This is a genomic window from Thermococcus sp. 101 C5 (genome assembly GCF_009372125.1).
GTDB classification, from domain to species: Archaea; Methanobacteriota_B; Thermococci; order Thermococcales; family Thermococcaceae; genus Thermococcus_A; species Thermococcus_A bergensis.
Genome location: NZ_WHIZ01000058.1, coordinates 1 through 12,918 on the forward strand (window position 1 = coordinate 1; position 12,918 = coordinate 12,918).

The following is a 12,918-nucleotide window of genomic DNA, read 5'->3' on the forward strand; positions in this document are numbered from 1 at the left end:
TGACCTGTTACTCTGATGGAAATTTGCTGGCTTTACTGTCTGTTGATCCGGCGAATAAGCATGATGTGAGTGTTGTCAGGGAAAAGTTCTGGGTGATTGTTGAGGAGTTTTCCGGCTGTTTTCTGTTTTTGGATAAGGGGTATGTTAACAGGGAACTCGAGGAGGAGTTTTTGAGGTTTGGCGTTGTTTACACGCCAGTAAAGCGGGGGAATCAGATTAGTAATCTGGAGGAGAAGAAGTTTTACAAGTACTTGTCTGACTTTCGCAGGAGGATTGAGACTTTGTTTTCGAAGTTTTCTGAGTTTCTTCTGAGGCCGAGCAGGAGTGTTAGTTTGAGGGGGTTAGCTGTCAGGATTTTAGGGGCGATTCTGGCCGTGAATCTGGACAGATTATACAACTTCACAGGTGGTGGGAACTAGGGTTAATAGACTGTCTGGAATACCTTGTTATGTACAACGAATTTACCAGCGTGATAAAGTTCCTGAACAAGCTGAAGGACTTCGTTGTGAGCCATAACGGAACTCTAATCCTCGTTGCGGAGAAAGATGCCTTCGAAGAGCAGCAATGGACACTGTTAACCCGCTTGCTTGAAGATGCCGTATAATAGGGTTTTAACCCGTTTCAACTTTTTTTAACATTCTCTCAGGGTAAAAACTCAGGGATGCCTTTGCCTGTGGAATTTCCATACCGATGCTTATTCCAAGACTCATTAAGTCTCTTGGAGAACGTACTTCCCACTTGGATTCTGCTGATGAAGTTAAAAATCTGGGAGCTTTGTACTTCTCAACGAGCTGCCAGTTTTTCATCATAAACTTCAATATGTTTGCCCGCTCATAGGGGGTTGCCCTTAGCAGAGGAGCGAGAGAAAAGCCTATGGCAACGTTGTTTTTAGCTGCTAGCCTTGCAAGAACGTGGTCAAAACCGGAATCTTTTCTCCTGTATTCTGGAGCTATCACCGCATCAACCCTGTTCTCTATTGCAAATCTAACAACTCTCAGGTTTCCCCCCTGCACGTAGATGAGGGCATTGGAAATCCTTCTTTGTACTTCTCTCACTAGGGAAGGCTTCTCCGTAACAATCAGCAGTGCGACTTTTCCATACCTCTCACTAAGCCCCCTAACTTCGTGTTTAAGCTCATCAAAGTTTGGAGAGTCTTTTAGGTAAACTTTCTTTGTAAAAACCACCTCATCGTACCACTCTTTAGCTTTACCATAAGCTTCCTCGCTTCTTATGTCCATCTCAACCCACTTCATTCGCTCAACCACTCCCTGATGGCCTTCACGACACTTTCCTTTCTCATTGGAAATGCTTTGACCTTTATCTTAACTTGGATGACGTCCTCTCCCTCGCTAACCTCCGCTTCTCCCAGATATGCCTTCTGCTTGCTGAAGCGAATGAAAAACGTTCCCATGTCATCAACCTTTTCTTCGAGGTTTTCTAAAAGGTACCTCTTATCCTCCTCGCTTAAAAGTCCCTTGATGTGCTCCAGCATCTTTCTGACGCTTTTGCTCCTACTCACCTCGGCATTTATGACCTTTATTGGATTTCCAAAGTAGCCTTCGGTCTCAAGTATCTCAAATTCTATGTCATCTGAGGGGACATCCTCTGGAAAAAAAGTCCCCATGGCTTCGAGAACCTTCTCCGGGTCTTCGGTTGCATGTGCAAAGGTTGATACTCTTATGTGATGAGCCTGGAGCTTTGCCATCTTTCTCACCCCAAATTTGATTGAAAACATAGTTTAAAAGCTTTTAACTCTCAAAATACACGCTTGGCAAAACTAATTAGAAAAGAGGACAAAAAAGAAGGCCAAATACTTCACTTACCTCTTCCGTTGTGGGCCCTAATGCTTGGTCTAATCTTCTCGGCACCCTTACCCTTGTTGAGCAGACCTCTGCTCCTCTTTCCAGCGCTTGTAAGTCCTCTAAAGACCCTACCCTTGTGGGCTTTTCCAGCAATCCAGGCAATCTTTGGATCTGACTTGATGACTGGGTGGTGTGGATCAACTAGGATAACCTCAAACCACTTGTACATACCGTCCTCGCCAACCCAGTATGAGTTGAGAACCTCAAGGTTGGGGAACTTTCTCGCGGCCTTCTCCTCAGCAATCCACTGGAGGGACTTCTTTGGTGAGTACTTAACCTGACCCATCTTTGAGGGCTTTCTTCCGCCCTTCCACCTTGGCCTCTTCCTTCCGCCTTTTCTCACTCTAACTCTAACAAGAACATAACCTTGCTTTGCCTGATATCCCAAACTCCTGGCCCTGTCAAGTCTGGTTGGTCTCTCAATCCTAACAACGCTTGGCTCCCTTCTCCACTTAATCATCCTCTGCTTCAGGAGTTCTCCAACGTAGCTCTTTTTTGGGCTCTTCCAAGCTTCCCTAATGTATTTGTACATTCCCATTTTTTCCACCTCATCTTTCGCTGTTTGTGGTTCTCCGCAGAGCGGAACATCCCGCGGTTTCCACCGCCTAGTCGTGGTGAATAAAGGTTGTTGCTTTTTAAAAGTTGCGCCTCATTATTTAAAAAGCAAGCCGCAAATCTTGAGTGGGTGGTGAGAGTGAAAATACTTCATCAAGACCCCAAGGAGGGCAAAATCAAAGTCAAGGTGGAGACGCTCGACGATCTCTGGCACCTCTATCACATTATCGAGGAAGGAGATGTTGTTTACGCTAAGACCTTTAGAAAGCAGAGCCAGAGAAGTGATTCGCTGAGACCGGAAAAAGTTGAAACAATACCGGTGTTCCTAGGGGTCAAGGTTGAGAAGGTGAACCTCCACAGATTCGCAAACGCTCTAAGGGTAACGGGGCCTATAGTCTATACCTCCAGAGATGAAGTGCCTCTTGGCAAATACCACACGATAGCAGTTGAAGAGAACGACACGATAACAATACAGAAGGAGAAGTGGAAAAAGCACCATCTTGAGAGGTTAGAAGAAGCTGTCAAGGCATCCCAAAGGGCCAAGGTCATGATAGTTGTAATTGACGAGGGGGAAGCTGATATAGCCGTGGTTAGGGAGTATGGCGTCGACATTATAGCAAACGTGACTCACAACCTTGGAGGGAAGAGGTATAACGCTGACAGAGAGAGCGAGGAGAAAAAATTCTTCCACGACCTTGCCAAAACTATGAGCGAGATAATGGAAAGAGAAAATGTTGACAAGGCTATTGTTGCCGGTCCGGGATTTGCAAAGGAGAACTTCTACAAGTTCCTAAGTGAGAATTATCCTGATCTAGCTAAGAAAGTTGTTATAGAGGACACAAGCGTTACGGGAAGGACTGGCATCTATGAGGTAATCAGGAGAGGCACCGTTGATAGGGTTTATCACGAAAATAGGGTTGCAAAAGAAATTCAGCTTGTAGAAAGGGTTATTGAGGAGATCTCCAAGAACGGGCTGGTTGCCTATGGCTTGAAAGAGGTCGAAGAGGCTGCAAATTACGGGGCTATAGAGACGCTTTTAGTCCTGGACGAACTGCTAAAGGGAGAGCACAAGGAAAAGATAGAGGAGATAATGGAGTTCGTGAGGGGCACAAGGGGAGAGGTAGTGATAGTGAGCTCGGAACACGAAGGTGGTGAAAAGCTCAAGGCCCTTGGTGGCATTGCCGCACTGCTGAGGTATAAGGTGAAGTGACTTTTTCTTTTTTCAAGCCTCGCCCTTCACGGCGGGAAGGAGGTCAGTAGTACACCTCTGCATACGCATCTCTTTCAAACTCCGGGAACTCCTCTTTCTTGCCGTTTTTAATTAATACTCTTTCCCTTTCTTCTGTGAATCTCCCAATGACAAAAGCCCCTACTCCGTTTGTTTGGAGCTTTTTGATTAATTCTCTCGTATTTTCTCTTGGTGAGATAATGATTAAAGTCCCTGTTGAAGAGACGGTTAGTGGGTTTACGCCGTAAAAGTTCACGACCTTCTCCACAAGCGGATGCATGTAGAGGTTCTCATAATAAACCTCAAACCCCACTCCGGAATTGTCTGCTATCTCATGTAAAGCCGTTAAGCCGCCTTCAGTTGCGTCGTGCATCCCCCTTGCAAACTCCCTTGCCAGAAGTGCATCTTTAACAACGCTCTCAAGCTTGTACATCTCTCTCAGAAAAGAGGTTTCTGACGGGGAGAGTACGCTCTTGAGCTCCTCGGCTTTAAACCACGCAGCTCCGACCGCAAATTCTATTGCAACTCCTTTTGTGATAACTATGTCATCTCCAGGCTTAGCGAGCGGGAGCTTCAGTTCATCTTTTCTCACGATCCCCACAGCAGTTGTTGTGGCCGTGAAGTCGTTAATGGTTTTATAAACACCAGTATGACCTCCCACTATGGAGGTTCCGTATTTTTTGCACTCCCCTCTAAGCTCGTCCATAATAGCCTTCAGCTCTTCCTCTTTGGTTCCCGGATGTAGAAGGAGGTCAACAATCAGCCATCTAGGCCTTGCTCCAAAAACAGCTACATCGCTTGAGGCAAAGTGGTACGTGAAAAATCCAAAGTGCTCCCTTGGAACTCCAAGAACCGGGTCTGTGGCAATCACAAGGTAGTTATCACCATCATATTCCAGAACAGCGGCATCAAAGCCCTCTTTTGGCCCAACAACAATTTTCTCATCGTCAATGGGGAGATCGGAGAGAATTATTTTTCTTAAAACTTCGTTTCTAATTTTTCCCAGAGGAAGCATTGGCAAACCTCCTTTTAATGTTTTCAAGGGCAGCTTCAGCCTCTTTCAGCACTTTTTCATTACACCCGTGACACATTACCATGAAAGAAGGCACAATAACGCTCATTCTTACCTTATGCTTCCTTGCGATTTTGCTTATTTCATAGTTCGCCTCATATGCCAAATCGAAGTACTCCTCCTTTATTATCTGCTCCTTGTCAATATACTGCAGAGGGCATCCTTCCCTCCACTGCCTCCTTCTTCCGTACTCATACATCCTAAAAACCTTTATATTTGCCTCTTTTGCGAGGGCTTCAACTTCTTCAGCAATGTAGTTTATGAGGGGTCTCAAAATTGGAATTCCAATCCTTGGAATGGTGCTGAGCCTGTGGTCTCCTTTCCATTGATCCAGCAAAGCGCCTTTTATCTTGTCGTTCGCGTTGTCCCCCTTTGCAATGATGTCAAACCCATTTGCTCTTGCGAACCAGTAAGCGTTCTTAAGCATAACTTTCTTGCAGTGGATGCATATCGGCCCTTTTCTTCCGACGGAGTTTCTTAGAAGGCTTTCAGTTATATCAACGAGGTAGTGCTCTACCTCAAGAGAAGACGTAAATTTAAGCATGCGTGGAAGGGGTTCTCTCCAGCTCCATCTGTGAATGAAGGTTATTGCAGACACATCCAAACCTGCCTTTTTGAGGAGGTAAAGTGCTAAACTGCTGTCCTTGCCTCCGCTAAACATAAGCAGAATTTTCTTTTCGTAGAGGCTTTCTCTGCTTGCGAAGTCCTTCAGGTCCTCTATTGCCCTGGACAGCACGGCAATCACCGGTTATGGCTTTGAAGCCACCACCCCTAGGGCTTCTTCGACTCTTCTAACTCCCTTGAACCCCACGCGTCTTAACCTTTCCATAACCCCTCTCTGGAAGTCTTTTCCCCGATACTTCTTGCCGGGATTTCCTACGTAGTGAAACAGCCTTCCTTTTGGCTTCAAGACCCTAAACAGCTCTGCATAAAATTCTTCGCTGTAGAGATGCCCGGCAAGTGAAAATCTCGGAGGGTCGTGTATCACGACGTCAAAGCTCTCATCGTTAAGCCTCTTTATCACATCAAACGCATCTCCCTGAATAAGCTGGATGTTCTGAGATGTAAAAACTTCCCTGCTCCATGGATTAAGCCGGGCGAGCTCGATTACATTTGGGTCTTTTTCGATCGTAATAACATAAGCTCCTCTTTTTGCGCTCTCTATTGCCGTGTACCCTAACCCCATGCAAGTATCTATAACAAACTCTCCTTCCTTTGGCTTTACAGTATCCACTTTACTCCGGGTGTCTTTTAGTGGATTGGTGTCCTTTGTCCTGTGCATTCTTATCCCGTTTATTTCTATGGTTGGAGGAATTGTTGGAACAAGCTTGTAAAAGCCATCGGTGGCAATAGCGGCTTTATACAAACGGCCTCCTCTCAAAAAGTAAACCGTGTTTTCATCCTTTGCTATCTTTTTTATGATGTCTTTCTCAACTTCACTTCCATCAGGGAAGACCACCTTATCCTCTTTAACTAGAACTGCATGCGATCTGTTCGTTTTCCTTAAATCGAGGTTTACTCTAACCTTTCTCCCAGAAAGTAGCATAATCCTGGCCTCTCTGAATGTTAGGAAGTAAATTTCTTCCATGCTCCTCACTCAAGAGAGAAAAGTATAAATGGGTTAAAAGATTTTGGTCATCCCACGACTCTTTCAAAAACCCTTTCAAAGTTTTTGAATGCTATTGCTTCAACTTCTCTTTTGCTGAAAGTCTCGTTTAGTCTCTTCAAAAGCTCTGGTATTTTACTTTCGTTCTCAAATCCCTTGACGCTTTTTTCACTCCATCCTTTGAGATAATAGACGAAGTCAAAGCCGAGTCCAACGTGTTCGTAGCCCGCTAAATCCGCTATGTATTCTATGTGGGCAACTAGTTTGTCCAGCGTTGGGTTTTCCTTATCTACAAAACTCGGGATTGCATTGACTCCTATAACTCCACCGCTCTCTGCTATGGCTTTTATTTGGTCGTCTTTGAGGTTTCTGGGATTCGGGCAAAGGGAGTAGGCGTTAGAGTGGGAGGCTATGATTGGGAAGGACGTTGTTTCAATAACGTCCCAGAAGCCCTGCTCGTTTAGATGGCTCACATCCACAACTATGCCGAGCTCTTCCGCTTTTCCAAGCACCTCTATGCCAAAGTTGGTTAAGCCACCTTTTGTTCTTTCAAAAACACCGTCACCTATGGCATTTCTCAGGCTCCAAGTCAGTGTTAGAACCCTTAAACCTAAGGCGTAGAAAACTTCAAGCAGGTCTAAGCTGTTTTCTATTGGTTCTCCGCCTTCCAGTCCGAGCCAGAGTGCCACTTTTCCATTCTTAATGGCATTTCTCATGTCTTTTACACTGGTTACAAGCTCAAAGCTTGGGCTTTCAATAACGTCTTTGTGAAGGTTGTTCAATACCTCCAAGCCATACCTCAATGCCGTGGCTCTTTTTTCTGGTGTTGTCCAAATGGCCATTACCCTTGACTTTATTGTATCTCCAAAGAACCTCTCAAAGTTTCTCTCTAAGACTGCATTGTCGTTCTTTCTTTCCTCATAGATGTAGGTTGGCAAGTCAGAATGAGCATCGAATATCACGATTTTCACCCATAAGGTATCTGCTTTTAGTATTTCAGTATTTTCCTTAGTTCCGCTACTGTGGCGGCGCGGATATGAATGTCGGGTATCAGCTCAGCTACCTTGAAAGCACCTTCAATTTCTCCGCTTTTTAGCATTCCCATGGTTATTTCTGCCATAATTTCAGAGCGCAGCTCGACGTCTTCAATGGTCATAGAAAGCTTTAACGCTTCTTTAAACTGTTCGAGCTCGGTCAATAGTTTGATCACGTACAACAGATGTCGTTTGGATACCTGGAGTTCCTGAAGATATTTGAGAGCGGTTTCAACGATTTGAGCGTATCCAATGGTCTCGTTCTTTTTCATCCATAGTGCTACCTCTAAAAGGCCAATAAACACCGTCTCATCGTTAAATGTTCGTATAATTAGTTTAGTGGCATAAACATACTTACCCTCCGAGATGGCTTTTCTTATTTCGGGCAAACCAACTGTGGCGAGGGTTCTCGCCAGATCGATCTTTCTTTCAACAGTCGCGGCTTTGGTAGGCACGTGGAGCTTTTCAAACAAATCATGAGCTCTTCTGTAAAATTTGATAGCTTCCTCCGAGGGGAGTTCGTCCCCAACGCTCTCTATTATGCTTCCCAGCTCTATGGGGTACTCGGTCTTCTTTACATAATTTACCTTTAGGTTAACCACTATGTCAAAAACTTTTTCAAATAAGTCCAGCGAGAAATCAACAAGCCCGGAAATACCCATATAATACGCAATATTTGCCAGGGGATATATCCTGTCTTCAGATTTTTTATTTTTTCAGCTTCTTTTATGGCTTTTTCGAACAGCCCCAGAGCGTATTCAGTATCCCCCATTATATAATATACAGAAGCAATATCTGCGAGTGCTTTTGATTTTTCTCCTTTATCTTTAATCTTCTTGGAAAAATACTCCGCATCTTCTAAACAACCATAAGCTATCTCTATATCCTGCGTGTAAATCACCCTAGCCATACCGCTAAGGGCTAATACTTTGTCTAGATTATCGTCTAGGTGGTTAACCAATTCCAAAGCTTCTTCATATCTTCCGTTTTTTGCTAAAAACACAATATCATCAATTTCGACCATCATTATCAAAAAGTATATTGGGCAAACAACTTAATAAACATTCTCCCCTTCTTGATATGGGGGTTCAAAAATGCTTACGCTGGCACTTTACAATTCATATGATCCTAAGAAGCTTCACGAAGCGCATCTGAGAGCCATCGCTAGAGCAGCTCCCATTTGTCATGCCTTTGATTTCCATCTGGCTCTCATAGGGTTCCCATTCGAAAAAAAGAAACCCATTGAACTAGCCGAGGAAATCTCCCAAAATACCACCATCGGGGAGGGTGGAAAATACCTTATAGAACTGGCAAAGAGCAATAAATTCCACTTACTTGAGTTTCCAAGAGGGGGCTTTCCTCCCCAGTTCGGGCATGTCGTGGCAACTACACGGAAGCCCAACGAAGATAAGGAAATTTCCTCCCACCAGATTGCAGAGAGAGCTCTTAAAGGGGAAAGCTTTATGTTAGTAGTAGGGCTGGGGAGGCATGGACTGCCGAAGGAAATCTTTAAGTTGGCTAACTATCATTTAGACATCACTGATGGAAAGAGGATAAGTCTGGAAACGTGCACTGCCATAGGTTCAATACCAACGAAGATTAGAACAATCATGGAGGAGTTAAAATGGAGGAAAAGTTACTAAGTGGGTGGAAAGGAGATGTCGCATTCCTGCTTATCAGCATTATAGTTGTTTTTGCCATACACAATGGTCTGAAGATTGCCCTCCATACCGACTCACCGCTGGTTATTGTGATAAGCGGCTCGATGGAGCCAACATTTTATAGGGGAGATGTTGTTCTTCTCAAGGGAGTCCCTCCAAGTGAAATAAAGGTTGGAGACGTCGTAGTCTACAAGAGACCCTATACGAAGTATCCAATAATTCACAGGGTCAGGGATATAGTTGAGTACAATGGAAAAAGGTGCTTTGTGATTCAGGGGGACAACAACTGGATACATGACTTCTACCCCCTCAACGTAGATGATTTTCCGTATCTTAAAGATTACATCGGCTTGGCTGAAGGAAATGTCCTTCCGTGTGTCCCCCAGGAGGCTATTGAGGCAAAAGCACTGCTGGTCTTCCCAAAAATTGGGTATCCTCCACTAATCGTGAGAGAAAAGCTTGGACTGGGATGATGTGAAGGGTAGGTTGCTGAGGGGTGATGAACTAATCGGCCCCTGACCGGACGATTCCTCTTTGCTTTTTGCTCTTTTTTAGGCACACATTTTTAAGCTCCGGCAATCTTCATTCTTTGGTGATGTTGTTGAGGTTTATTCCCCTGATAGTTGCAAGACCAGAAGTGCAGATGGCCATAGATGAGGCAATAATGCGGGCAAGGATTGAAGGAAAAGTTGAAGACACCGTTAGACTTTACGTTTTCAAACCGAGCTCCATAACAATCGGCAGATTTCAAAGCGTTGAGCACGACGTCAATCTTGATAAGTGCAGAGAGCTTAACATCCCCGTTGTGAGAAGAATAACAGGTGGTGGAAGTGTTTTTCACGATCAGTACGGAGAGATAACCTACAGTGTAATCATAGGAGAAAACTTTCACGAGAGCTTGAGGAACATAGAAACGAGCTACAGGTTTTTAGCGGCTCCTCTCGTCAGAGCGCTTGAGGAATTGGGGATAAATAGTGGCTTTTCCGGGCTAAACGACATAGCAGCCAATGGCAAGAAAATCAGCGGGTCTGCGCAAACAAGAAGAAAGGGGATCATCCTGCAACACGGCACCTTCATGTATGCAACCAGGCTTGAAATTCTCGCCTCAGTGCTCAAAGCTTCTCAGAAAAAACTACAAGATAAGGGAGTTTCAAGTATCTGGGAGAGGGTAACAACACTGGAAAGAGAAGGGGTAAAGCTCAGCAGGAATGAGGCTTATGAGCTGTTGAAGGCAAAGTTCTTTGAAGAGTTCCCGCTTGAGGAGGGACAACTGACAGATTATGAACTCGAGATTGCGGAGAAGCTCATAGAAGAAAAATATGGCAACGAAAAGTGGAACTTCCAAAAGTGATGCTCAGCGATCACCTTTCCATCCTCATCTTTCGGTTCGCCCATCACTCATCATCGCATACTTTTCTTGGGACTTTTGTTTTTAAGAGTATGCACTACCTTTTTAAACTTCCTCTGGGAGTGGAATTAGGTGACCAAAATGGTGAGCCTAATTACAGCAATGGCTTTGATACTCGGTTTCTGGGGAGTTCTATATCTCGCATTTGGAAGGAGAGGAGAAGAGAAAGAAGAAGGTCTGCAGGTTGACCTTTTCGTTGCGATATGGAGGACTAAAAGGTTTGTTAACTTCATAGACAAAGTTGGGACGAAGTATAGGAAGTTCTGGAAAGGATACTCCACAGCAGGCATAATAGTCGGCTTTATAGGGATGGCCTATGTGTTCTACACCCTCTTCACTCTCGCCATGCAGAATCTCCGGACAAAAGCAGCTACCCCCGGAGTCCAGCTTGTTATACCCGGTGTTACAATCCCCCTGTGGTATGGGTTGATAGGGCTTATTGTGGTCATGTTTGTTCATGAGCTAAGTCACGGATTTGTAGCTAGGGCTGAGAATTTACCCCTGAAATCTGTGGGTCTCGTGCTTTTCTTCGTAATCCCGGGGGCGTTTGTTGAGCCGGATGAGGAAAAGCTAACAAAAGCCCCCTTGCTGAGCCGTCTAAGGGTTTATGCTGCGGGGTCTATGGGGAATATTGTAACCGCCCTTCTGGCCCTTTTGCTCTTAAGCTATGCTTTAAACCCTATATTGGAGCCGGCGGGAGTTGAGGTTTCCAAACTAGCTCCAGAAGGGCCTGCTAGGAGCTATCTCCAAGAGGGCGATATAATCGTGGGAATAAATGGTCAGCACATAGCAACGGTAGAGGAGTTCTTTGACATAATGAACAAAACAAAGGCCGGAGAAACGATAACAATTGAGGTACTACGCAAAGGAAAAAAGGAGATTCTAAACATTCCCTTAGGCTCTCATCCAGACAACCCGGAAAAGGGTTACCTCGGAGTCTACCCAGCGCAGCACATAACATCAAAGGTGGGCTTTAGCGGTATTGTGCTTCCACTGGCGTTTTCACTTTACTGGATCCACGTGCTAAACCTTGGTATAGGGCTGATGAATCTCTTCCCACTAGTTCCATTGGATGGAGGGAAAATGATTGATGATGTTCTAAAGGCTGTCCTCCCCTCAAAAGTTGCAAGAGCGATCACATACCTCTTCGTCGGGATTGGGCTATTTTTACTCGCTGTTAACCTCTTTCCAGCCTTGAGAGGTTTGCTGGGGTGATAGGATGATCCAAATAGCAATCGCAGGCTCAAGTGACAATGAACCTCTGCCACAGGCCATCAAAAAGACAAAGGAATTCATTGAAGAGCTTGCCAAACACAAAGATAGAGTCGTTTTACTTACCGGAGGAAGAGAAGGCATTATGGAGATAGCGAGCAGGGAATTTGCAAGGTTTGGAGGAATTGTTGTGGGAATCCTCCCGGAGAGGCAGGAGGGAAATGAGTTCAACACAATCAGAATAAAAACCGGAATGGACTTTGCAGAGAGAAGTGCGGTTATGATCAATTCAGCCGATGTTCTGGTAGTCCTTGGGGGAGGAGTCGGCACAATGGTGGAAGCATTAATTGCATATAACTACTCAAAGCCAGTTATTGTGGTCACAGACACAGGCTATCCAAGCGACAGACTTGAGCTCCTTGCTCAAGATGGCTACTTTGACCACAAAAAACTCGTGAAAGTGCACTTTATAAAAGATGGAAAAGAGGCCGCCAGACTTGCGCTGAAGCTCGCTAAACGATGATTATCTTTCCGTTTTCTATTTTAAAGGTATACGTGGCAGGTTTAAAATTGGGTGAAGGTGCTTTCCTTACAATCATCTTCTCCTCGAGACTTCCTTCTTGGGAGCTAAAGTCGATCTGGTACTGGCTGTAGAGGGAGAGCCATGAGAGGTATCTGTTGGAAACCCTATCTCTGTTGAGGAGCATTATATTTATTGGCCTCTTCCTTTTCTCATGGAGTAGAGCATTTTCTTTTTCTGCCAGATTCTTTTGGAAGTTTCTGAGCTCTCTTTCTTCACCCAGCAGAAATGCAAATCCATCTGCAGTTAGCTGTATTCCTATTGGCCTCCGGTCTTTTATCCTTTCTTCCAGTAGCCTTCTGTAAAGAGTCACAAACTTTGGAAAATACGTTTCTGGATCCATGTCAGTGTAGTAGATATAGGGCTGATTGTATTTTATGCCATAAAACGACGCAAAAACATCAATTACTCCAAGATTGCCTTTTTCGCCTTCCTCGAAGATGTTAAAACTTACCCTTTTAAGCTCCATGTTCAGCATTGAAAGGGGAAGTACAGAATTAACTATTACTCCGAAGTCTCCCTCTTTTATTCTGTTTCTTATGATTTCAAATGCAAGCGCCCATCCTTGCGAGTAGGTATCATAGGTTATCAGAAGGATACTATCTTCGAGTAGCCCTCCTCCAGGGCGTGTTTAGTTTCACCCCCTGTTATTTAAACAGTATTTGACTCTGAGGAGGATTTTCAGACCATAACACATTAC

18 protein-coding genes are annotated in these 12,918 nt (G+C 44.6%); 8 read left to right on the forward strand and 10 right to left on the reverse strand.

The window, feature by feature from the left end; genetic code table 11:
* A partial coding sequence (locus tag GBV73_RS08625; RefSeq protein WP_152880017.1) for a transposase occupies positions 1–419 on the forward strand: 419 nt, incomplete at its 5' end.
* A 14-nt stretch (positions 420–433) separates the two neighbouring features.
* Complete coding sequence (locus GBV73_RS08630) at positions 434–604, forward strand: DUF835 domain-containing protein (RefSeq protein ID WP_256371120.1); 171 nt, start codon at positions 434–436, stop codon at positions 602–604.
* Positions 605–611: 7 nt separating this feature from the next.
* On the opposite strand, the gene GBV73_RS08635 is transcribed toward GBV73_RS08630, so the two are convergent.
* From GBV73_RS08635 to GBV73_RS08645, 3 genes are all read right to left on the reverse strand, one after another.
* Positions 612–1,253 (reverse strand): Ribonuclease P protein component 3, encoded by a 642-nt coding sequence (locus GBV73_RS08635; RefSeq protein ID WP_152880762.1) that lies wholly within the window; start codon positions 1,251–1,253, stop codon positions 612–614.
* Positions 1,250–1,705 (reverse strand): RNA-binding protein, encoded by a 456-nt coding sequence (locus GBV73_RS08640; protein WP_152880772.1) that lies wholly within the window; start codon positions 1,703–1,705, stop codon positions 1,250–1,252. The genes GBV73_RS08635 and GBV73_RS08640 overlap by 4 nt, the downstream gene beginning before the upstream one ends.
* A 110-nt stretch (positions 1,706–1,815) precedes the next feature.
* Entirely contained in the window at positions 1,816–2,400 is a 585-nt protein-coding gene (locus tag GBV73_RS08645) for a 50S ribosomal protein L15e (RefSeq protein ID WP_042699235.1), read from the reverse strand.
* A gap of 156 nt (positions 2,401–2,556) precedes the next feature.
* Between GBV73_RS08645 and GBV73_RS08650 the strand changes: the two genes are divergently transcribed.
* Positions 2,557–3,627 (forward strand): mRNA surveillance protein pelota, encoded by a 1,071-nt coding sequence (locus GBV73_RS08650; RefSeq protein ID WP_042699233.1) that lies wholly within the window; start codon positions 2,557–2,559, stop codon positions 3,625–3,627.
* 43 nt (positions 3,628–3,670) lie between these two features.
* Here GBV73_RS08650 and GBV73_RS08655 read toward each other — a convergent pair whose 3' ends face one another.
* Genes GBV73_RS08655 through GBV73_RS11405 form a run of 6 tightly spaced genes read right to left on the reverse strand, consistent with a single transcriptional unit; the run spans position 3,671 to position 8,390 of the window.
* On the reverse strand, positions 3,671–4,660 hold the full coding sequence (locus tag GBV73_RS08655) for an AIR synthase family protein (RefSeq protein WP_152880764.1): 990 nt from the start codon (positions 4,658–4,660) through the stop codon (positions 3,671–3,673).
* Positions 4,638–5,453 (reverse strand): 7-cyano-7-deazaguanine synthase, encoded by an 816-nt coding sequence (locus tag GBV73_RS08660; protein ID WP_371717070.1) that lies wholly within the window; start codon positions 5,451–5,453, stop codon positions 4,638–4,640. Before GBV73_RS08660 ends, GBV73_RS08655 begins: the two co-directional genes overlap by 23 nt.
* Positions 5,454–5,465: 12 nt before the next feature.
* Entirely contained in the window at positions 5,466–6,305 is an 840-nt protein-coding gene (locus tag GBV73_RS08665; protein WP_152880778.1) for a methyltransferase domain-containing protein, read from the reverse strand.
* A gap of 47 nt (positions 6,306–6,352) precedes the next feature.
* Positions 6,353–7,285 (reverse strand): dipeptidase, encoded by a 933-nt coding sequence (locus GBV73_RS08670; RefSeq protein ID WP_371717073.1) that lies wholly within the window; start codon positions 7,283–7,285, stop codon positions 6,353–6,355.
* Between the two features lie 26 nt (positions 7,286–7,311).
* The gene (locus GBV73_RS11400) at positions 7,312–7,959 is read right to left on the reverse strand and encodes a hypothetical protein (RefSeq protein ID WP_253910338.1); all 648 of its coding nucleotides are present in this window, start codon (positions 7,957–7,959) and stop codon (positions 7,312–7,314) included.
* Entirely contained in the window at positions 7,959–8,390 is a 432-nt protein-coding gene (locus GBV73_RS11405) for a hypothetical protein (protein ID WP_253910339.1), read from the reverse strand. Before GBV73_RS11405 ends, GBV73_RS11400 begins: the two co-directional genes overlap by 1 nt.
* A gap of 61 nt (positions 8,391–8,451) precedes the next feature.
* Here GBV73_RS11405 and GBV73_RS08680 point away from each other — a divergent pair, with 61 nt between their 5' ends.
* The 5 genes from GBV73_RS08680 to GBV73_RS08700 all read left to right on the forward strand — a co-directional run bounded on the left by GBV73_RS08680 (position 8,452) and on the right by GBV73_RS08700 (position 12,161).
* Entirely contained in the window at positions 8,452–9,000 is a 549-nt protein-coding gene (locus GBV73_RS08680; protein WP_152880766.1) for a DUF531 domain-containing protein, read from the forward strand.
* Positions 8,982–9,491, forward strand: a complete 510-nt coding sequence (locus GBV73_RS08685) for a signal peptidase I (RefSeq protein ID WP_152880768.1) — start codon at positions 8,982–8,984, stop codon at positions 9,489–9,491. The genes GBV73_RS08680 and GBV73_RS08685 overlap by 19 nt, the downstream gene beginning before the upstream one ends.
* Positions 9,492–9,619: 128 nt before the next feature.
* Positions 9,620–10,369, forward strand: a complete 750-nt coding sequence (locus tag GBV73_RS08690) for a biotin/lipoate A/B protein ligase family protein (protein WP_152880782.1) — start codon at positions 9,620–9,622, stop codon at positions 10,367–10,369.
* Positions 10,370–10,507: 138 nt separating this feature from the next.
* Positions 10,508–11,641: a site-2 protease family protein gene (locus GBV73_RS08695; RefSeq protein WP_152880784.1), complete on the forward strand. Its 1,134-nt coding sequence runs from the start codon at positions 10,508–10,510 to the stop codon at positions 11,639–11,641.
* A 4-nt stretch (positions 11,642–11,645) separates the two neighbouring features.
* A complete protein-coding gene (locus GBV73_RS08700; protein WP_152880770.1) occupies positions 11,646–12,161 on the forward strand; it encodes a TIGR00725 family protein in 516 nt (171 codons plus the stop codon).
* On the opposite strand, the gene GBV73_RS08705 is transcribed toward GBV73_RS08700, so the two are convergent.
* Positions 12,151–12,696 carry a hypothetical protein gene (locus GBV73_RS08705; RefSeq protein WP_371717071.1) on the reverse strand — a complete coding sequence of 182 codons (546 nt, stop codon included), beginning with the start codon at positions 12,694–12,696 and terminating at the stop codon, positions 12,151–12,153. The genes GBV73_RS08700 and GBV73_RS08705 overlap by 11 nt on opposite strands.
* Positions 12,697–12,918 lie beyond the last annotated feature (222 nt).